The following is a 19,499-nucleotide window of genomic DNA, read 5'->3' as shown; positions in this document are numbered from 1 at the left end:
CAAATGATTCCCATGACCTGGTTTACGGTGGGTACAAAAGGAGGTAAACACCGATTAAACCGAATAAACTTGCACACAGTCATTGGCTACACCAATTAAGAGGAGAGATTCGATGAGTATTCAAAAAAGCAACGATAGCTCAAGTCTCGCAGAAGTAATTGATAGAATCCTGGATAAAGGAATAGTCATTGATGCATTTGCCAGAGTTTCCTTAGTGGGAATAGAAATTCTTACAATAGAAGCGCGAGTCGTCATTGCAAGTGTAGATACATGGTTACGATATGCAGAGGCAGTTGGGCTTTTAAGAGACGAAGTTCAAGAAGAAGGGTTAGCGAAGCAGGAAAATGAAAGAGGAACAGCGTTTAGCATTTAAACAAGTAAATAAAATATAGTTTTACTATTTTGGTAGAAAAGAGGATGAATATGGCAGAAACAAAAAGCAGTCAACAAGTAGAGGAAACGAATAGCACTGAAGAAACCGAAGAGCAAACAGCTGAAAACAGACAATCCATGAATTATGCGATTATCGGAGGAGTAGTCGGAGCTGGTATCGGATTACTTTCAAATCCTGGTACAGGTAAGAAAGTAGTGGACAGTTTAGGGAAGTCAGAAGTGATGAAAGCCGCTAGTAAAGAACTGAGAAGATCAGCACAGGAATTCCTGACAGAGCAAGCCATTATTACCTTGAGACAATCGGCTACCGGTTATATGAGCAGGCTGGAAGGCGGCAGGCTTGCACCTAAGAAGAAAAAAGAAGAGGTATCGGAAATCACTGAATCCAAGGCTGATAACAGTGAAAATTCATCAAATCAATCAGAAGAATTAGAAGTAATCAAAGAAGAAAACAAGAATTTAAACGAGCGTTTAGAACGTATCGAAGAAATGCTGAACAGCTTAGTGGAGTCTAAGAAATAATCGCATCCCTGAAGGGGGCATTACATGAGTAAGCCAGTGAAAAAAGTAGTTGGCAAAATGGCTAAAAAAGCATACGATCACGCCCCGGAGCCCGTAAAAGAAAAAGTGAAAGATACGATAAAAACGAAGGCGAAAGAAACATTTGTGAACAGTGTTGAAGGCGGTATCCAATCAAAGGCAGGCGAAGCATCTAAGAAGTTAGAGCAGGCAAAAGAGAAAAATGCGGCTAATGTTCATACCAAAGCTGAAGAAGCTAAGGAAAAAGTCCAGGATGTCCTGCTTTCCGTACGGGAAAAGCTAGGAAATGCAAAAGAAGCAGGAGAAGAATTTCAAAAGAAAGTCTCTTCATCAAATGATAAAAAGACAAAAATGAAAGGCGTAGGAAATATTAAAGGAGCAAGTGACATTAAGAGCTCCTTTAATATAAAAAGTTCTACAGAAATAAAATCATCGAAAGATATTAAGACCATCTGTTCTTAAACACCGGAAGGAGAATAACAATTGGCTATTCAAAAGAGTAATAATAGTTCGAGTTTAGCAGAAGTAATCGACCGGATTCTCGACAAAGGTATCGTCATTGATGCATTTGCAAGGGTATCTGTCGTTGGGATTGAAATTTTAACGGTTGAAGCAAGGGTCGTCATTGCCAGCGTAGATACATGGTTACGTTATGCAGAAGCAGTTGGCCTTCTAAGAGACGATGTCGAAGAAAATGGTCTTGCTACTCAGCAGAATGAAAGAAGCTCCCAGTTTAGTATCTAAGTAGGGGCAGAACAAAAAAGAAAGTGAGAAGGGGTCCTTTATTGGTACCCCTCCCCCTTTCATAACAGTAGGAGTAGGAGGCGGCTATGGTTATCAAAGAGATTATGAATAATGTTACCGATTTCTTCAATGAACATGTAGCTCCAGTCCATAAGATTACGTCGGTGGAATTGACAGAAGATGAAGGCTGGAAGCTGCAAGTCGAGGTAATTGAAGAAAAAGAATATATGAAGAAATATGCTAAGGACGAAATGCTGGGAACATATGATGTCCTTCTCAATAAAGAAAAGGAAGTCACGTCATTTAAACGACGGGATATTCGTTACAGAAGTGCCATCGGACAGGAAATGTAGTGGATGAGCGAGTAGGAGGGAATTGTAAGTGACGGTCTTAACAAAACGGATCAAAAAGGATAGCAGGGCATTAATACAAGACGATGAAACGAAAGAATTGCTTTCGCGCTCATTGCAATACCTTAAAGCTGGATATCCTGTACATTTTACAGGTCCTTCCGGAGCCGGAAAAACGTCTCTTGCTCTGGCACTTGCCAAGAAGAGAAAAAGGCCGGTGATGCTCATGCACGGAAATCATGAACTGAATAATAAAGACTTAATCGGTGATTTCACAGGTTATACGAGTAAAAAAGTGGTCGATCAATATGTTCGATCCGTTTACAAAAAGGATGAAAGTGTCACCGAGACATGGAGAGACGGTCGTTTACTGGAAGCAGTAAAGAATGGCTATACCCTTGTATACGATGAATTTACACGGTCACAGCCGACAACGAATAATATCTTTCTATCCATTTTAGAAGAAGGAATCATTCCTTTATATGGATCGAAACTAACGGAACCTTTTATTCGCGTACACCCGGAATTTGCCATCATATTTACTAGTAATCCTGCAGAATACGCAGGGGTTTATCAAACACAGGATGCTCTCCTGGATCGGTTGATCACCATCAACATAGATTACAAGGGAGCAGAACAAGAGGCAATGATTGTATCGGAAAAAGCAAACTTGGTTATGAGTGAAGCAAGAGCGATTACAACACTTGTCTCTACATTACGTGATCAATGTACAAACGAAATGAACGGACCGAGCTTGCGTGCTTCCTTAATGATCTCGAGGCTCGCCATTGAATCAGACATCCCCATAGACGGTAAGGATTCAGACTTTCAACGTCTATGTGTTGATATAGTAGCACACAGTGTAAGCCGATGTATCGATGGAGAAAACCCACAAGAAAAAGCAGAAAAATTGATTATAGATGCATGCAAACATATGAAGATATCTGAGGAATAAAGGAGAGTTTCATGATGAGTCAGGAAGAAATGGGAATCTATATATTTTGTGCCATCCAGACAGAAGAAGACGATCAATTTGGTTCCATTGAAATTGAAGGTGAGGAACGCGAGACGTTCACGATCAGATATAAGGATGCGGCTATGGTAGCGGCAGAAGTACCGATGAAAATCTATCATCCTAAGAAGCAGAATTTACTCATGCACCAAGGTGCCGTATCACGGGTGATGGATCAAAAAGATACGGTCATCCCAATCAGCTTCGGGAATGTCTTTAAATCAAGAGACGATGTGCAGGCTCTTCTAGAAAACCTTTATCCTCAGTTCGAAACCCTTTTCCCGGCCATTAAAGGGAAAATCGAGCTGGGCTTAAAGGTTATCGGTAAAAAGGAATGGCTGGAAGCGATGGTTAAAGATAACCCTCAGGTAGAAAAAATGGCATCAGCCGTTAAAGGGAAATCTGAATCTGCCGCTTATTATGACCGCATTCAACTTGGAGGAATGGCTCAGAAGCTATTTACTTCCCTTCAAAATGAGGTGAAGCAGGAAGTCTATGCCCCCCTTGAGGAAACAGCCGTATCAGCAAAGGCAAATGACCCTTCAAGTGAGAAAATGCTTCTCAACGCTTCTTTCTTAATTGATCGGGACCAGGAAGAAGTCTTCGATCAAAAGGTGAACGAAGCCCATGAAAAGTGGAAGGATAAGGTCGAATTTAACTACACTGGCCCATGGCCGGCTTACAATTTTGTCAACATACGCTTGAAGGTTGAGGAAGGCTGATGATTCATAAATTGGTGAGTGCACCAATTAATTTAGTCATTAAAGTCGGCGAAAAGATCAAAGAAGAAGCAGACAAAGAATTATACGACCTTCCTACCATTCAACAAAAGTTGATTCAGCTTCAAATGATGTATGAATTAGATGAAATTCCTGAGGAAGCATTCCAGGAAAAAGAAGATGAGTTACTGGCACGATATGAAATTGCGAAACAGATGGAAATGGAGCAATGGGAAGAACTAACGAAAAAGAAATAAGGGTGATCAGATGAGCGATTTACTTTATTTATACGGCTTAATCCCAACAAAAGAAGCAAATGAAAAAGCCCTTCCCTCCATGAAAGGATTCGATGGAGAAGGTGAACTATATACGATTGAAATCGGCGAAGTGACAGCAATTGTCTGTGATCTGCCTCCGAATGAATATTCAGAAGAAACCATTAAGGACAAAGTCGATAACGACATGGACTGGCTTCAGGAAAAGGCGTTTCATCATCACGAAACCGTACTGATGGTTTCAAAGATGTATACCATCATTCCCCTGAAGTTCTGTACATTATACAAGAACGAGGATAGCCTTAAGTCCACGATTGAAGGTAATCGAAATAAGCTTGAGACGACATTCAAACAGCTGGATGGCAACGAAGAATGGAACGTCAAAATCTACTGTGACGATAAGCTGCTGAAGAAGCAGGTAAGCAAAAGCAACCCGTCTATCGAAGCCAAAAGAAAAGAAATCAGTGAATTACCAAAGGGCAGGCAGTTCTTTGAAAAGAAAAAAATCGATCAGCTGATTGATCGGGAACTTGAAAACGAAAAGAATCGACTCTGTGAAGAGGTTCATGAAAAGCTGAAGGAACATTCCCTCCATGGAAATATCAAAAAAAATTGGAGTAAGGATGTCACAGGCAGACAAGAACATATGGCTTGGAATAGTGTGTTTCTCCTTCCAGTATCCAATGTTGATGAATTTGTAGAGGAAATTAAGCAATACGAAGAAGAACTGGGACACGCTGGTTGGAAAATTGAAGCATCCGGCCCTTGGCCACCCTATCATTTTTCTAGTTTTTCTTAATCATAAAACAAGGAATGAGAAATATGACAGTAAGAGAATCGATCGAGAACAAAGATATAGCCCTTATAGATATTTTAGATGTCATTCTCGACAAAGGTGTGGCGATAAAGGGAGATTTGATTATATCCATTGCAGGTGTCGATCTCGTGTATCTGGATTTGAGAGTGCTCATTTCCTCAGTTGAGACATTGGTTCAACACAAGCAAGGAACGCGTAAAACGGTAACGTCCGATCAATTCGATCAAGAAAGGGAGGGATTGATTCATGCAACAGGCCAGCGGGACAAATGGGCGAATTAATTTCGACCCGGAAAAAGCAGAACAAGGACTGGCGCAGCTTGTATTGACCGTTGTAGAACTATTAAGGCAAATCGTCGAGAGACATGCCATGCGGCGTGTCGAAGGCGGTACTTTAACGGATGAACAAGTGGAGAATCTGGGCATTGCCCTTATGAATCTCGAAGAAAAAATGGAAGAGTTAAAAGAGGTATTTGGTCTTGATGCAGAAGACTTGAATATAGACCTTGGTCCTTTAGGGAGCTTAATGTAAGGCCGATTAGGGAGGTTACATGATGGGAATGGAGCATCCGGTACAATCCAACACAATTGTGGATGTATTAGAAAAGATATTAGATAAAGGTGTGGTCGTAGCAGGAGATATTACGGTGGGAATTGCCGATGTCGAGCTGCTTACGATTAAAATCCGCTTAATCGTTGCTTCCGTAGATAAAGCGAAAGAGATAGGCATGGACTGGTGGGAAAATGACCCTTACTTAAGTTCCAAAGCCGCAGATAACAACACGAAAGCACTTGAAGAGGAAAATAAGAAATTACAGGAACGATTGGAATCACTTGAAAAGAAACTGGATACAAACCGTCTTAACCAGGCGGAAACAAACTAATTGGAGGTTTTACCGATGGCAGAAAAAAATACGCAAAACACGACAGTTGAGAATCAGGGACAGGAAAAGAATTCAACAAACGAGAACAAAACAAGAAGAAGCGGCCCTATTAAGAGAACCGTAGCTGGAAGTCTGTTGGGAGCAACTGTAGGATACCTGGCAACACCTGAAAACGGAAAGAAACTTTTAGATCGTATCGATCAAGAGAAAATCAAAAGTAAAAGCCTGGACTTCGGGAAAGCAGCAAAAGAAAGATCCAGAAAAGCTGCTGTGTCACTAAAATCATCAACAGCCAACCTGTTTAAGCGTGATAAAGATGAGGAAGCATCGGAAGACACGGAGACTGCCGTAAATTCAACTGAAACGAACAGTTCTGAAGAAGAGTCGAACCAGGACTATGACGCCCTTAAACAAGAAAATGAGGAACTTCAGAACCGCTTGCAGCAATTAGAAGAGAAAATGAATCAAATTGCCGCGACTCGTGAAGATGGAAGTGATGACGAGGAAGACGAGGATGATGAAGAAACCACTTCTAGAAAGAAAGCTTCTAAAAAGTCTAAAGAAGAAGCGACAGATGAAGAAGATGATGAAGAAGAAGACGAAGACACGAATGAAGATGAAAACGAAGAAGACGATGATGATAGCGAAGATGAGGAAGAAGCATCAAGCAAGAAGAAATCAAACGGTAAGTCAGGTTCAAAGGGTAAGAAGCGTTCTACCCGCAAGACTAGCGCTAAAAGTAAAAAATCTGCTAAAAAAGATGATGATAAAGACGAAGATCAAGAAGAAGATACAACACTCTCTACAGAAGACGATACAGTAGCTTAACGTAAAAGGAGATGTGAAAATGAGTTTAGAATCAGGTACAGGGAAGGATAGCATCTTGGAATTTTTTGTACAAGCATCAAACAAGCATGACTTTTCATTAGACATCACGTTAAACGTCAAAGGAGCCGTCATAACGGGTACTCTCGTGTCCGCAAAGGAATACTTCGACTCATTAAGTGAAACCTTTGAGGATGGCAGTGAAGTGGCCCAGAAGCTAAGTGAAGAGCTTGCCAGGGCAGGGGAGTCCGTTGATGAAAACCAAAGCGCTGAAGCCCATTTCATCCACTTGAAGAACACTAAGGTGTACTGTGGCGACAGCAAGCCAACCCCTTCCAAAGGGAAAATCATGTGGCGTGGTAAATTAAGTGAGGTAGACGGATTTTTCTTAGGGAAGATTTCGGAATCGAAGAGTAGTAAATAATATAAGTCTAAAAAGCAACTGAGCTGTAGTTCAGTTGCTTTTTTAAATTTGTAATTAATAGAAATAATTATTTCCCGGGGAGGAAAGGACTTTTTTCGACAAAAAACTCCTTTCAAATTTATTGGAAAGGAGTAGATGTGATTGACCTAGTTACACAAGGATGATCCATAGCAGTAAAGTGAATACAAGAGCCGTTAAACCCTGAACCAGCGTAGCTGCAGTTTGCGCCTTATAAGCATCTGTGACTTTCATTCCGCTGAATTGGGTTACAACCCAGAAATAACTGTCATTGACATGACTGACTGTCATGGCTCCTGCACCAATGGCCATAACGACTAAAGCAAGAGGCACGGCTCCATCAATCCCCATTTGTGGAAGTAGTGGAGCTATCAGGGATGAAGTAATGACAAGTGCGGCGGTAGAAGATCCCTGAGCCGATTTTAATAGAGCTGCAACAATAAATGGAATGAGCAAGACCATTGCACCGGAAAGCAATCCCCCGTCGGCGATTCCTTGAATCAATTCAGCAACGGGAGTCGCCTTGATAACGGAACCGAATGCTCCTCCTGCGCCAGTGATTAATAGAATATTGGTTGCATCTTTCATACCTTGAGTTACCCAGCCATTCAAGGTTTCTTCATTCCATTTCGGCATGAGGGCAAACGCAGACAGGACACCAATAAGCAAAGCAACTACAGGGGAACCGATGAATAAGAGAACATCCGCTGCTCCGCCTTTCCATTGAAAGAAGCTGACGACTGAACCTGCACCAATCAATAGGATGGGAAGTATTATCGGAGCAAAGGATTTGAACGTTGAAGGAAGTTCCCCAAAGGATTTGACAATCTCATCATAATCCAGATCAAGTCCTTCTTCGCCTTCGATTTCAATTTTACTTGCGACCTTAATGGCCCAAAGATAACCTGCTAGAATAGTAGGAATGGCTACAATCAACCCGATTAAAATAATGGTTCCTAAGTAGTCGCTGGCACCGATGTTTCCAGCTGCGGCAATAGGACCTGGGGTGGGCGGTACAAGAGTATGGGTGGCATATAACCCCGTTGCCAGTGCAACAGACATGGAAGCTAAGGCTACTTTTGCACGCTTTGCCAAAGCTTTTTTTAAGCTTGAGAGAATGACGTATCCGGAATCGCAGAAGACAGGGATACTCACAATGGCACCGATTAAAGACATGGCAAGTTGAGGTCTCTTTTCTCCAACTAAACGCAGAACCACTTCTGCCATCCTGAGAGCTGCACCTGATTTCTCTAGAATCGTCCCGATAATAGTACCGGCAACGATGACGATACCAATATACCCCATTAACCCTCCAAACCCGCCATTGACTGCTTCTACGACCGTATTCAATGGTAAGCCTGCAAATATACCAACCAAGAATGCGGCAAATAATAACGATAGAAAAGGCTGAAGCTTTAATTTTGCCGTTGTGAAAATGATAAATCCTACCCCTGATACAATGACTGTAAATAACCAGATTCCTGACATAAAATTTTCCCCCTTTATCTTTCTCCCTTTGCTACGTGTAAAATTCGTGCGATGTTCCTTGTTTCATGGTAGAGCAGTTCTTCAGCCCGACTGATGCTCTCAGCAAGGGCAATTGGGCCAATGGCAATGGAATGACAGCTGGTAAAGTCTTCGTATAAAGTTTGATAACCTTCTCCTAAGCTCCCTGCAATAAGTGATACTGGGGTTTGATGCTGTTTTGCGATGGTTGCAATATAGGAGGGAAGTTTACCAAACGATGTTTGATGATCACTTTGTCCTTCACCGGTGAGAATCCAATCAGCCTCCCGAATGGCAGTTGAAAGGTTGGACGCTTCAGCAACAAGCTTTGCTCCGGATTCGATTGTTCCGTTTAAATGCATAAACGCAAAGCCCAGTCCTCCTGCTGCTCCGGCCCCCATTGCGTCCCGGAAATTGATTCCTTTTTCATCTTGAAGTAATTGACTAAAGTGAAATAGCTGGTGATCAAGCGCCTTCACCTGTTCCTTAGTGGCTCCTTTTTGGGGACCAAATACAGAAGAGGCTCCTGTTTCTCCGCATAAAGGGTTCTCCACATCTGAAGCAATGTGAAAGGTGCAGTCTTTTACAAGGGGATGAAGGGTACTCCAATCCACTTTAGAAATAATCTCCAGATCCTTTCCGAATGACCCGACTGAATTACCTTCTTCGTCATAGAAGGTAACCCCGAGAGATTGAAGCATACCGAATCCTCCATCATTCGTTGAGCTCCCGCCAAGGGCAATAATGAAGCTTCGATGGCCTTCCTCTATGGCTGATGCAATGACTTCCCCAATCCCATACGACGTTGTGTGGTAGGGATTGCGTTTTTCAATCGGCACCATTGGTAAGCCTGCGATGGAAGCTATTTCAATAATAGCTGTCTTTTGATCCCCTAACACACCGTACTCAGTGTGAACTTTTTCTCCTAAGGGACCGGTTGCGATCGTTTTTACTTTTTTTCCTCCCGTTGCGTAAATTAAGGTTTCAAGCGTTCCTTCGCCACCATCGGCCATGGGGATGACGTTCGTTTTAAAGCTCGAAGATTCATCTAGAAAGGCTTTTTCCATAATGGTTCCAACCTCGAGTGAGCTTAAACTTCCTTTAAATGAATCGGGGGCAATAAGAATATTCATAGCGGCTCCTTTTTTCAGAAAATATAATCTATTCTTTCATTTAACCAATTTAGGTAAGCGGTTACAATGTGGATTCATCTAAACAATTCTCCATAAAATGAAAAAAGATTGTGCATGTGCACAATCATATTTTATAACTCTTTATTCAACTCCTGGATAATTAGGAAAAACCGAAGTAATATGGCGTCATCAAATTGCCGTGGGTTTAGACTTGTCAGTTCCTCGACACTTTCAAGCCTGTACAGGAGGGTGTTTCGGTGAATATGTAATGAGTTCGCCGTTTCTTTCATGTTTAATTGGCAATCGAACAATCGTTGTAGTGTATGTCGCAAAGTGCCACTCAATTGAAGAATTCGTTCATTATAACGGTTCATAAATTCCTTACGTACATCAATTGGGATTTGCTTTATGAAATCCATGATCCCCCATTGCTGGATATGAATATAGTCGGTGAACTGTGGAAAGCGTTCCTGTAATTCTAGGGAGTTGTGTGCTTCCAAATAAGATTTTCTGTACCCGCTAACTCCTGAATATACATTGCCTACAGCCGTTTTCACCTTGACATACTTTTCCTGTAAATGGTGTTGCAAACGCTTTGCCAGAATTATCGCCTCTTCGTCAGTGGAGCAAATACTTGAAGGGATTCCTATGACGCAGTGGGAGTCCGTGATGAAGGATTGAAAGTGCACCTTTGGTAATCGAAGCTTTATTCTCCTTAATAGCTCTTCTTTGACCATTGGTAAAGGAAGGTTGGTTGTTGAGTGAGCGAATAAATCGTCAAACTGAATCAACAATATTTGAACGTTTTGGCTCGTTTCAAGATGTAAGTAGTGATGAGCAAATGCTTCATTTTTTCTTTCATCAAAATAATGGGGGTGTACCAAATCTAATAACCAATTATCCATTAATGTTTTTTGATGCTGCAATTGATTGTGGAAATGAACCTGTTGAATCATGACTTCAACGGTGATTTTCACGATTTTCACAAACTGATCTAATTCATGTGGAGAGCCTGTCACTCCAACGACGCCGATCATGTCTCCCAGGAACTCAATAGGTAGGTTGATGCCTTCTTTCGAACCATGATACTTACCTAAGTCGTGCTCAGAAATGATTAATGGTCTTTTTTGTTTGAGGACATACAGAGCCCCTTCATGTACCTGATTCATACGTGTAGAATCAGTGCTGGCAACAATCACGCCGGACTCGTTCATGATATTAATATTAGTACTTACGATGGTTTTTAATTTTGAGATGATTGGATAAGCTAATTCTTCTGTTATATGCATGTGAAACACCTCGTCATTCGTCTTGACTTTATTCTAGCATATGTTTTCATTCTGCATTTTCGGGTATAGATTACTATACAAAGGAGGTTACCTGCATGAAACGTTTAATTGGAAGACTGATCAAATGGGGACCTATTATTTACCCGTTTTATAAGAAGTATCGGAATAAAAGAAGACATAAGAAATCTGTAACGTATTAAGAGGGCAGCCAACATTGGCTGTTTTTTTTATATCTTTAAGGACAAATGAAAAACCCCTGGAATCCAGGGGTTTTAGTGTTTTTAATGAGAAGTTCTTCTCATACCTCTAAGCAGTAAGCTTAACAGGAATACAAAGATGATCGCTCCGAGTAGTGCTGGTATGATGGCGATCCCTGCAAGTGATGGTCCGAAGCTACCTAAAAGCTCTCCACCGATCCATGCACCGATAATACCGGCGATAATGTTTCCGATGATTCCACCAGGAACGTTTTTACCTAATATAAGACCAGCTAACCAACCGATGATTCCACCTACGATTAAGTACAAAATAATCCCCATTTTTTTAACCTCCATGTAATGTTTTTTGTGATGTGTTGTTACTGATTTAATTCCCTTTTATTGTGGAATTAAAACCTAATAGGTCGTTACTTGGAAGATTTTTTGTAAGATATACATGATATATTTAAAGGCAGGCAGTTTATCCTGATATTCCTCATATTTAACGGTGTAGGTGCCATCTTCGTTGTTCCAGATACGGTTAAAATACTGATCAATATCTGACATGGTTTTGCTGTCGGTTGGGGCCACAATCTTTATGTTTTCTTCTAAGTTATAATCATCTAAGTTTCTGGATGTGTAATTACTGGATCCTCCGATGACAGTACTCTCGTTTGCCCCTTTTATATAAATGAACTTCGTATGGTATTGTTCTTTATTGGTGTTGTACCAGCGAATCGTAATATGGTCATTGTCTAAGTTGTGCAGCTCTGATGCGATTGGCAGGTTGGGTAACCCTATCTTTTCTTGACCGAAGGCATTCTGATTAGGGTCAAGTACTAATCGTACTTCTACTTCCCGATCAGCAGCATCTTCTATGGCATCGATAATGTCCCGATCTGCAAGATAGAACATCCCAATCCATACTTCTTCCCCTTTATTTGCTTTATTCATAGCATTTACGACACTTGTTTGAACCTTCTTCTCTGTCAGGATTTGTGCTTTGACGGAAGTTTCTGTAGAAGGAAGCTTTTTAATAGACTGATCTAAGTCTTCCTCGGTAGGAAATGCCTCTATGTTCCCCCCTGAAAATGCAGCCACTGCCTTTTCGGCTTTCACCATGTCCTTGAGAATGTCCCCTTTGACTTTGAATCCTATATTAGAGTGGAAACCGCTGGCGTCATGGGGGTTAGCGGAGAGAATTAGTCCCTCTTTCTCGGTAATGACAACTTTTCGGTGATTTGCCTTTACATTTAATAGCTTCAAATACGATCGCATGGTTACCTTGGGTGCAGATGAAGCCATGGGGTTGGGGAGCCAACCATAGCCATCCTGACCGAACCAGCCTAAGGCGGTCCTCCACACCCCTGAGTATAAGATATTGGGATCTCTGAGGCGGTTTAGATCGGTATAAACGACTTCAGCCCCGAGGTCTTCCAAAGGTTCCAATTGTTCAGCGGTATGTGATCCATAGGTGGTGTTGACCACGTCACTGATGAAGACCACCTTCAGATCAGGCTTCTTTTTCATCTGTTGTTGAATCGTTTTCGTTAATTTTTCACTGATTTCAGGGTAATCACGATCCCCTTTTGTGTAACCATTCACTAAAAATAAGTCCAGAATAAGAAAATCTTCTGCTTCTTCTATCGTTTGATAGACTTCATCAAAGATCGAATGGTCATATTGCTCTTTCCCGTCTTTCTGGTATGTAAGGTCGTATAAGAACTCAACATCTTTCTCCGGTATGGTATAGGTGTTGCCGGCGTAGGATATCCCCGGAGGTAACGGCTTTACCCGGTGGTAAAACATGACGACGGTAAGGATCAGTATAATGATCCCTCCGATCCACCAGCTTTTCTTCTTATACCACTTATTCTTTGTTTTCAATTGAATTCCCCTGTTCTACTGTTTTTTTCTTACTATACCCTTAATGGTAGTGGAGGAATCCATGATGGCTAAGATGAGCACTGTTTTTTTACAAAAAATAAGGTCCATGCAGATATACTGCCTGGACCAGATCTTATTGATGGTTGATTCTCTTGCGGTATAGGAATAATAGAATAAGGGATAGCGTCATTAATCCGATCAGAACAAGGAATGTATTCTGAAAGGAACTTACCGGGAAATCTGCTCCGCCCATCTCGACAATGATTCCTCCCAGAACAGAACCAGATGCACTGCCTACGAAGTGGGTAAGCTGTTTCATGCCAATTCCTGAAGCAATCAGCTCTTTACTCATGACACGGGATACTTCGTTGGTCGAGCTTGATGATAGACTTGAGAAGCCAAAGCTCGTAAACATATAAGCCAGCATAATCATGTATTCGCTGTGGGGTGATAAGATATAAAAGATGACGGTTGAGATGATCAGAAGGATATGTGCAAGGAACATTACCCTCATATTTCCATATCGGTCAATCAGTCTTCCGACATAAATGGCTGCCACTGCGGACAGCATCGCACCCGGAAAGATAATGAATCCGACGGCTGTCGGGTTTTTACCAAATACATGCTGAAGCATAAGAGGCATGACGATTAGAATCGCAAAGTGAGTGGCGAAACCCAGGAAACTCATATATAAAATCTGACGGTATCCTTTGTCCCGTATCAAACTGGGTTGAATAAAAGGTAGTTCGATCTTATGGATCCGAATCCACAATCCTCCAAAGAATACAACGGCACCTGCGAAATAATACCAGTGGAAAGTTGAAATGAACAGTAGAAAGAACGTAATTCCGATTCCGGTTAAAAGGCCACCCCATATATCAAAGTACCCTTTCCTGGTCGTCTCATCCGGCAGGAAGCGATATAGGACAGGAATCATTCCAAGGACACATAACGTGATGAGAAATAAATAGTTCCAACTTAAATAATCGGTGATCACGCCACCTACGACAGGCCCTAATCCAAAGCCCAGGGAAGAAGCTGAAGCAATCATAGCCAATGCCCGGCCGCGTCTTGCCAGCGGGACAAAACGTCCGGCAAACACCATGGATAGGCCTGGGATGGCTGCGGCACCTGCCGCTTGGAATAAACGGGAGAGCAATAGCCATGTAAAGGTATGAGCAAAGAAACCTATGAACGATGCCAGTCCGAAGATGGAAATGCCCAGGATAAGCAGCCTCCTGATCGGAATGTAGTCTGCCAGGCGCGTATATGTAATGGTGCAAATGGCGAGTACGATGGAATATCCAGATACGATCCAGGCTCCTTCAGAAGGGGCTAAAGTGAAATCCTTTAAGACATTGGGAAGTGCTACATTAAACATGGTGGTATTCATGACAACCAGCCAGACGGTTAAGCTCAAGAACAGAATCGTCTTTGTATAGGAAGGAGATGCCTGTGCATGTGGTTCTGCAATCATTGTGACCACCTCCATAAGATATTTAGATACTCGAAGTAATATATCATAAAAAGCGTGGATGTGAAATGAATTCGCTTATGTGTGAAAAAGTTTAATTAATATAAAATGGTCTATTATATAAGAAGAATGAAAGAGGAGGTTACGTATGTCCAATCTCAATATAAAGGCTTTTGTGTTCGATGCGTATGGAACACTTTTCGATGTTCATTCCGTCATTGAAAAGTGTAATGAACTCTTTCCTGATAAAGGGGAGGAAATCAGTCAGGTGTGGCGCCAGAAGCAGCTGGAGTATAGTTTTTTACGTCAATTAATGGGTACGTATACGACTTTTTTTACAATAACGGAGGATGCGCTCCATTATGCGGCTAAGCAAGCAGGAGTTGACCTAACTGAAGGAAAAGTGAAGGAATTGCTGGAGGCTTACCTGGAATTAGACCACTATGAAGAAGTAGGGAGTGTATTGCAAGAACTGAAACCTTATCAAAAAGCTATCTTTTCCAATGGTTCACTGGACATGCTTTCACCTCTGGTTGAGCAATCTTCCTTTGGACATTTACTGGATGAGGTTTTGACAGTTGATGAAGTGAAACAGTTTAAACCGACCCCGATGTCTTACCAGCTCGTTCTTGAAAAGCTTGGGGTCAGAAGAGAAGAAGTACTGTTTATGTCTTCTAACCCATGGGACATTGCAGGAGCGACGAACTTTGGATTCTATACGGCTTGGATCAACCGTCAGGATAAAGTGATGGATGAATTAGGGGTCAAACCACACTTTGAATACAGGGATTTAACCGGAATTCTGGAACATAAGAGTTAAGGAAAGGGGCGGACGATTCAGCCCCTCCTTTTTTTTGTGCAAATGGATGGACTACTGTGCTTTTACCGACAATATTTTTTTCTACATGAAGTTTCGAGTGTTATCAACTTCAATAATCTTCCCCCTCCCTTTGTTCTAGAATTCATTGTATAGTACAGATAGATTCATAGACTAAGAATTCATTGATAATAGATGACTAGTTTCATTTTTTTGTAGGAATATCGGCTTTGTATATCGAAATCTACTACGTAAATAAAAGGGAGGATGAACATGCCTGAAAAGTTGATTCCTGTATCTGGCGTAGAAGTGGACTCTAAAACGAAATGCAAACATTATCGAACCCAAAAAGATATCATCGCGATTAAATTTAAGTGCTGTAACACGTACTATCCTTGTCATACATGTCATGACGAAGTGGCAGATCATGATCCAATCCTTTGGTCAAAGAACGAGTGGAATACGAAAGCGGTTCTTTGTGGTGAATGCAAAAACGAGTTAACCATTTTACAATATATGAATTGCCAATCGGTCTGTCCTCATTGTCGGGCCTCCTTCAACCCGGGGTGTCAGAATCATTATCATCTTTACTTTGAAGGATGAACATTGATGAAAGATCTTAACCGATAAGTGTTTCACGTGAAACGAAAGAGGTGTAGAAATGGAACTAGCGACGTTTGCCGGGGGCTGTTTCTGGTGTATGGTCGAGCCTTTTGATAAGCAGGAAGGAATTGAGCGTATTGTCTCCGGCTATACAGGAGGTAATTCCGCAAACCCGACATATAAAGAAGTGACTTCCGGGGAAACAGGACACTATGAAGCGGTACAAATCACGTTTGATCCTAATCAGTACCCATATGAGAAACTGTTGGATCTATACTGGAAGCAAATTGATCCGACTGATTCAGGGGGACAGTTTAAAGATCGGGGTGACTCCTATCGTACAGCCATTTTTTATCATAACGATAATCAAAAAAAGCTTGCGGAAGATTCAAAACGAGAGTTGGAGCAGAGTGGTGTTTTCACAAAACCTGTGGTGACGAAGATTCTCCCAGCAAGCGAGTTTTATCCTGCTGAAGATCATCATCAGGATTTTTATAAGGAAAATGCCTTCCGATACGCTTTATATAAGCGTGGATCCGGGCGGGAAGATTTTTTGAAAAAGCATTGGCCAAAAGATCGATCCCATTTAAAGGAACAGCTGACCGAAATGCAATACTTCGTTACCCAGGAAAATGGAACAGAGCCACCTTATGAAAACGAGTATTGGGATAACACGGAAGAAGGTTTATACGTTGATATCGTTTCGGGAGAACCATTGTTCACTTCCAAAGATCAGTATGATAGTGGGTGCGGCTGGCCCAGCTTTACAAAGCCTGTCATGGATGCGAGCGTCAAAGAGCAATATGATCTCTCTCATCGTTCTACAAGAGTAGAAGTAAGAAGCAGGGAAGCTGATTCTCATCTCGGGCATGTGTTCACAGATGGCCCCGGCCCTAAAGGTCTTCGGTATTGCATCAATTCTGCTTCTTTACGATTTATTCCCAAGGATAAGTTAGAAGAAGAAGGGTACGAAGATTTTTTAATTTTGTTTAAAGGCAGATAAAAAGACATGGCAGCACAGGAGCCGCCATGTCTTTTTTATCTTTCTATCTTCTCTTCAACTTTTCCCCAAAGATTTTCAATACCTTGTACACGCTTAATAGATGTAATGGTTCCTTGGTGTAGGCCTTCATGCCAGTTTGCAAAGGAAAGAACTTCACCTAATGTGGTAAACGTAGTATGTTCACCAAGAACAAACGGCTTGTCTCCTGATTCATCCAAGCGACCGGAGAATGCTTCTTTCATTCTTTGCGGTTGTGCCTTCAATTTCTCACGAAGTTCCTTCAGTGTGGGAGGTGTGAGTGTATTCCAGGTGTCTGGACTCGTATTGAAGCCAAATAGCTCCCCATATTCAGGTGGAAGTGTTTTACGGTCGTTTTCCCCTACAAACGAGAATAACAGGTTTTCCTGAGAAAGCAGGATATGTCCTAAATTCCATCGGATTGAATTTCTGAAGCCGGGAGGCATTTCATCCGCCTGCTTTTCTGTTGTCGCATCGAGAGCAGCCAGTGTGCGAAGTCGTATGAATTCCATTTGTTGAAACAACATTTGTTCTTGCATCATATAATCCTCCTATTCAATTTCTCTATAACGTATTCGAGGTTGGGAGTGAGATTCCTCTACGAAAAGATGAACGGATCAGGAGAAATAAGAAAAGAATAACCTGACGCAGTGTTCCTGCCGGTTATTCTTCAATCAATCAGCTAGTCGTTACTAGTCTTGTGGTCGGTTTTTCTTCGTATTCGCTTGCCCGGTTGTAAACTCCACTAATTCAGAACTTGTTCGATTTTGTTTAGCATTCGTATTACTTTGAGCATTACGGTTACCTTTTTTAGTACGTCCCATTCAGAATCCCTCCCAAAATAGTAACTCAAGCATTTATAGTTTGAGACATAATCGAGGAAATATTCTTCTATGTATTGCGACAAAATATGTCAAATACTTTTAGGATCCGGTTTATTTCCCAGGCTATATTCGACAAAAAACTAATGATTCTTTTCAAAGGTCTGTCCCTCAATCGGTCACTTCAAATTTTGTAAGAGGTTTCTTTGCAGGTCCTTCAATTACTTCCCCATCAATGGAGAAGCGTGATCCGTGACAAGGGCAGTCCCATGTATGGTCTCCGTGGTTCCATTCGGTTTCACAGCCGAGATGGGTACAGGTGGTGTCTACGACGTGCAGATTTCCTGTTTCATCCCGGTATCCTCCACAGCGTCGACCGTTCAGGTTCACGACGTCGCCCTCGCCTTTTTGTAGCTCCTGTACCTTTTTAGTTGGAATTTGAAGCTTTCCTTTAATGAGTTGTCCCGCTACATTTACGTTCTCTTTGAAGAAATGTTTGATGCTTGGATCTGCGACAAAACGGGAAGGAGTATATACGTCAGCATAAATATGGTGATTTCCTAAAATTTGTTCAGATAGAATTTGCCCTGCCAGAGTACCTGACGTCATTCCCCATTTATTAAAACCGGTCGCTACAAAAATGGCAGGGTGCTTTTCCGTTAATGTCCCGATGTATGGTACTTTATCTAATGTGATCAGGTCCTGGGCAGACCATCTGTATGGGATTTCTTCAATACCCACAACTTCTTCCCCGAATTCCTTTAAAGCCTCATAGTGATCCATTGTATCTTTTCCTTGCCCCGTTTTATGTTTATCACCACCGATTAATATGAGTTTTTCCCCATTTTCCCCATCTTCATAACGGAGGGAACGGGTAGGATCTTCTGCACTTAAGTACATGCCTCCAGGATAATCCTTTCTCGCTTTTACTCCGAGGATGTACGAGCGTTCAGCATACATCTTTGTGAAATAAAAACCCATTCCATCATAAAAAGGAAAGTGAGAGCAGATGACAACATGCTCGCTATCCAGATGATACCCATCTGCAGTCACAACTTGAGTGGAGTCTCCTTCGTTAATGGTTTTAGCAGCAGTTCCTTCAAATATTTGACCGCCAAGTCCCGTATAAGAATCAATCAAGGCTTTAAGATATTTTAAAGGGTGAAACTGTGCCTGGTCTTTCATTACGACTGCGTTTTTAATGGATAGATCGATTGGGAGTTTTTCGATGAGCTCTCCCTGAATCTCCAACTTCTGATACGCCTCGTACTCCTTCTCGATTTTTGTAGCATATTGATCAGTAGTCGCGTAAACATACGAGTCCTCTTCTGTAAAATGACAATCGATATTTTCGCTGGAAATCGTATCTTTAATAAACTGAAGAGCCTTTGACTGAGACAGATAATATTTCTTTGCAAACTCTTCTCCAAAATGCTGGATGAGCTCATCATAAATCAATCCGTGTTGAGCGGAAATCTTAGCCGTTGTATGCCCTGTTGTTCCGTTCAATAAGTGATCAGCCTCAATGAGAGCCACTTTTTTCCCGCCTTTAGCTAACAAGTAGGCAGTGGTGATGCCTGCTAACCCGCCGCCAACAACGGTCACGTCCACTTTTATGTTTTTATCAAGCTTCTTAAATAGGGGGAGTTTAGTCGTTTCCCTCCAATAGGGCTCCGGTGTTTCAGAGAAAGCATGTTGGTGTTGTGTGTCCATATGAACGCTCCTTTATCTTTCTATTCCTTACCATTCTT

The 19,499-nt window shown here is 41.7% G+C and carries 26 protein-coding genes; 17 read left to right on the top strand and 9 right to left on the bottom strand.

Annotation, left to right across the window (positions count from 1 at the left end; translation table 11 throughout):
- The first annotated feature begins 112 nt into the window (after window positions 1-112).
- The 14 genes from gvpA (at window position 113) to gvpU (ending at window position 6,982) form a co-directional block, all read left to right on the top strand.
- The gene (gvpA, locus tag ACXAF2_RS11485) at window positions 113-373 is read left to right on the top strand and encodes a gas vesicle structural protein GvpA (protein ID WP_060674023.1); all 261 of its coding nucleotides are present in this window, start codon (window positions 113-115) and stop codon (window positions 371-373) included.
- A 50-nt stretch (window positions 374-423) separates the two neighbouring features.
- A complete protein-coding gene (gene gvpT / locus ACXAF2_RS11480; protein ID WP_475138803.1) occupies window positions 424-915 on the top strand; it encodes a GvpT/GvpP family gas vesicle accessory protein in 492 nt (163 codons plus the stop codon).
- 24 nt (window positions 916-939) lie between these two features.
- Complete coding sequence (gene gvpQ / locus ACXAF2_RS11475; RefSeq protein ID WP_475138802.1) at window positions 940-1,395, top strand: gas vesicle protein GvpQ; 456 nt, start codon at window positions 940-942, stop codon at window positions 1,393-1,395.
- 21 nt (window positions 1,396-1,416) lie between these two features.
- Entirely contained in the window at window positions 1,417-1,677 is a 261-nt protein-coding gene (gvpJ, locus tag ACXAF2_RS11470) for a gas vesicle protein GvpJ (RefSeq protein WP_034764908.1), read from the top strand.
- A gap of 86 nt (window positions 1,678-1,763) precedes the next feature.
- The gene (gene gvpO / locus ACXAF2_RS11465; RefSeq protein WP_149154892.1) at window positions 1,764-2,030 is read left to right on the top strand and encodes a gas vesicle protein GvpO; all 267 of its coding nucleotides are present in this window, start codon (window positions 1,764-1,766) and stop codon (window positions 2,028-2,030) included.
- Between the two features lie 28 nt (window positions 2,031-2,058).
- A complete protein-coding gene (gene gvpN / locus ACXAF2_RS11460; protein ID WP_475138800.1) occupies window positions 2,059-2,982 on the top strand; it encodes a gas vesicle protein GvpN in 924 nt (307 codons plus the stop codon).
- Window positions 2,983-2,993: 11 nt separating this feature from the next.
- The gene (locus ACXAF2_RS11455) at window positions 2,994-3,761 is read left to right on the top strand and encodes a GvpL/GvpF family gas vesicle protein (protein WP_475138798.1); all 768 of its coding nucleotides are present in this window, start codon (window positions 2,994-2,996) and stop codon (window positions 3,759-3,761) included.
- A complete protein-coding gene (locus tag ACXAF2_RS11450) occupies window positions 3,761-4,015 on the top strand; it encodes a gas vesicle protein GvpG (protein ID WP_475138797.1) in 255 nt (84 codons plus the stop codon). Before ACXAF2_RS11455 ends, ACXAF2_RS11450 begins: the two co-directional genes overlap by 1 nt.
- Window positions 4,016-4,025: 10 nt before the next feature.
- The gene (locus ACXAF2_RS11445) at window positions 4,026-4,832 is read left to right on the top strand and encodes a GvpL/GvpF family gas vesicle protein (RefSeq protein WP_475138795.1); all 807 of its coding nucleotides are present in this window, start codon (window positions 4,026-4,028) and stop codon (window positions 4,830-4,832) included.
- Between the two features lie 23 nt (window positions 4,833-4,855).
- Window positions 4,856-5,131, top strand: coding sequence for a gas vesicle protein (locus ACXAF2_RS11440; RefSeq protein WP_034764922.1), 276 nt, complete (start codon window positions 4,856-4,858; stop codon window positions 5,129-5,131).
- Window positions 5,097-5,381, top strand: a complete 285-nt coding sequence (locus ACXAF2_RS11435) for a gas vesicle protein K (RefSeq protein WP_034764925.1) — start codon at window positions 5,097-5,099, stop codon at window positions 5,379-5,381. The genes ACXAF2_RS11440 and ACXAF2_RS11435 overlap by 35 nt, the downstream gene beginning before the upstream one ends.
- Before the next feature lie 22 nt (window positions 5,382-5,403).
- Window positions 5,404-5,733, top strand: a complete 330-nt coding sequence (locus ACXAF2_RS11430) for a gas vesicle protein (protein WP_148996483.1) — start codon at window positions 5,404-5,406, stop codon at window positions 5,731-5,733.
- A 15-nt stretch (window positions 5,734-5,748) separates the two neighbouring features.
- Window positions 5,749-6,561 carry a GvpT/GvpP family gas vesicle accessory protein gene (gene gvpT / locus ACXAF2_RS11425; protein ID WP_475138793.1) on the top strand — a complete coding sequence of 271 codons (813 nt, stop codon included), beginning with the start codon at window positions 5,749-5,751 and terminating at the stop codon, window positions 6,559-6,561.
- A gap of 19 nt (window positions 6,562-6,580) precedes the next feature.
- The gene (gene gvpU / locus ACXAF2_RS11420; RefSeq protein WP_475138792.1) at window positions 6,581-6,982 is read left to right on the top strand and encodes a gas vesicle accessory protein GvpU; all 402 of its coding nucleotides are present in this window, start codon (window positions 6,581-6,583) and stop codon (window positions 6,980-6,982) included.
- Window positions 6,983-7,132: 150 nt separating this feature from the next.
- Here gvpU and ACXAF2_RS11415 read toward each other — a convergent pair whose 3' ends face one another.
- The 6 genes from ACXAF2_RS11415 to ACXAF2_RS11390 form a co-directional block, all read right to left on the bottom strand.
- Window positions 7,133-8,488 carry a GntP family permease gene (locus ACXAF2_RS11415; protein ID WP_475138790.1) on the bottom strand — a complete coding sequence of 452 codons (1,356 nt, stop codon included), beginning with the start codon at window positions 8,486-8,488 and terminating at the stop codon, window positions 7,133-7,135.
- Between the two features lie 14 nt (window positions 8,489-8,502).
- A complete protein-coding gene (locus tag ACXAF2_RS11410; protein WP_475138789.1) occupies window positions 8,503-9,639 on the bottom strand; it encodes a glycerate kinase in 1,137 nt (378 codons plus the stop codon).
- 131 nt (window positions 9,640-9,770) lie between these two features.
- Window positions 9,771-10,928 (bottom strand): CdaR family transcriptional regulator, encoded by a 1,158-nt coding sequence (locus ACXAF2_RS11405; protein WP_475138787.1) that lies wholly within the window; start codon window positions 10,926-10,928, stop codon window positions 9,771-9,773.
- Window positions 10,929-11,209: 281 nt separating this feature from the next.
- Complete coding sequence (locus ACXAF2_RS11400) at window positions 11,210-11,467, bottom strand: GlsB/YeaQ/YmgE family stress response membrane protein (protein ID WP_034764945.1); 258 nt, start codon at window positions 11,465-11,467, stop codon at window positions 11,210-11,212.
- A gap of 75 nt (window positions 11,468-11,542) precedes the next feature.
- A complete protein-coding gene (locus tag ACXAF2_RS11395) occupies window positions 11,543-13,012 on the bottom strand; it encodes a phospholipase D family protein (protein WP_475138785.1) in 1,470 nt (489 codons plus the stop codon).
- A 133-nt stretch (window positions 13,013-13,145) separates the two neighbouring features.
- Window positions 13,146-14,489: an MFS transporter gene (locus ACXAF2_RS11390; RefSeq protein WP_475138783.1), complete on the bottom strand. Its 1,344-nt coding sequence runs from the start codon at window positions 14,487-14,489 to the stop codon at window positions 13,146-13,148.
- 145 nt (window positions 14,490-14,634) lie between these two features.
- Here ACXAF2_RS11390 and ACXAF2_RS11385 point away from each other — a divergent pair, with 145 nt between their 5' ends.
- The 3 genes from ACXAF2_RS11385 to msrB all read left to right on the top strand — a co-directional run bounded on the left by ACXAF2_RS11385 (window position 14,635) and on the right by msrB (window position 16,909).
- Entirely contained in the window at window positions 14,635-15,306 is a 672-nt protein-coding gene (locus tag ACXAF2_RS11385) for a haloacid dehalogenase type II (protein WP_475138781.1), read from the top strand.
- Between the two features lie 270 nt (window positions 15,307-15,576).
- On the top strand, window positions 15,577-15,906 hold the full coding sequence (locus ACXAF2_RS11380) for a CHY zinc finger protein (protein ID WP_475138779.1): 330 nt from the start codon (window positions 15,577-15,579) through the stop codon (window positions 15,904-15,906).
- A 58-nt stretch (window positions 15,907-15,964) separates the two neighbouring features.
- Window positions 15,965-16,909, top strand: a complete 945-nt coding sequence (msrB, locus tag ACXAF2_RS11375) for a peptide-methionine (R)-S-oxide reductase MsrB (protein WP_475138777.1) — start codon at window positions 15,965-15,967, stop codon at window positions 16,907-16,909.
- Window positions 16,910-16,944: 35 nt separating this feature from the next.
- On the opposite strand, the gene ACXAF2_RS11370 is transcribed toward msrB, so the two are convergent.
- The 3 genes from ACXAF2_RS11370 to ACXAF2_RS11360 form a co-directional block, all read right to left on the bottom strand.
- Window positions 16,945-17,466 carry a DinB family protein gene (locus ACXAF2_RS11370; RefSeq protein ID WP_475138776.1) on the bottom strand — a complete coding sequence of 174 codons (522 nt, stop codon included), beginning with the start codon at window positions 17,464-17,466 and terminating at the stop codon, window positions 16,945-16,947.
- A 153-nt stretch (window positions 17,467-17,619) separates the two neighbouring features.
- Window positions 17,620-17,751: a hypothetical protein gene (locus tag ACXAF2_RS11365; protein ID WP_262372000.1), complete on the bottom strand. Its 132-nt coding sequence runs from the start codon at window positions 17,749-17,751 to the stop codon at window positions 17,620-17,622.
- A gap of 168 nt (window positions 17,752-17,919) precedes the next feature.
- Window positions 17,920-19,461, bottom strand: a complete 1,542-nt coding sequence (locus ACXAF2_RS11360) for an FAD-dependent oxidoreductase (RefSeq protein WP_475138774.1) — start codon at window positions 19,459-19,461, stop codon at window positions 17,920-17,922.
- Window positions 19,462-19,499: the final 38 nt, after the last annotated feature.

The sequence above is a fragment of the Rossellomorea sp. ABR4_004 genome, assembly GCF_056159585.1.
Note: the sequence above shows the minus strand (reverse complement) of the source record. Positions and strands in the feature narration are given on the sequence as shown.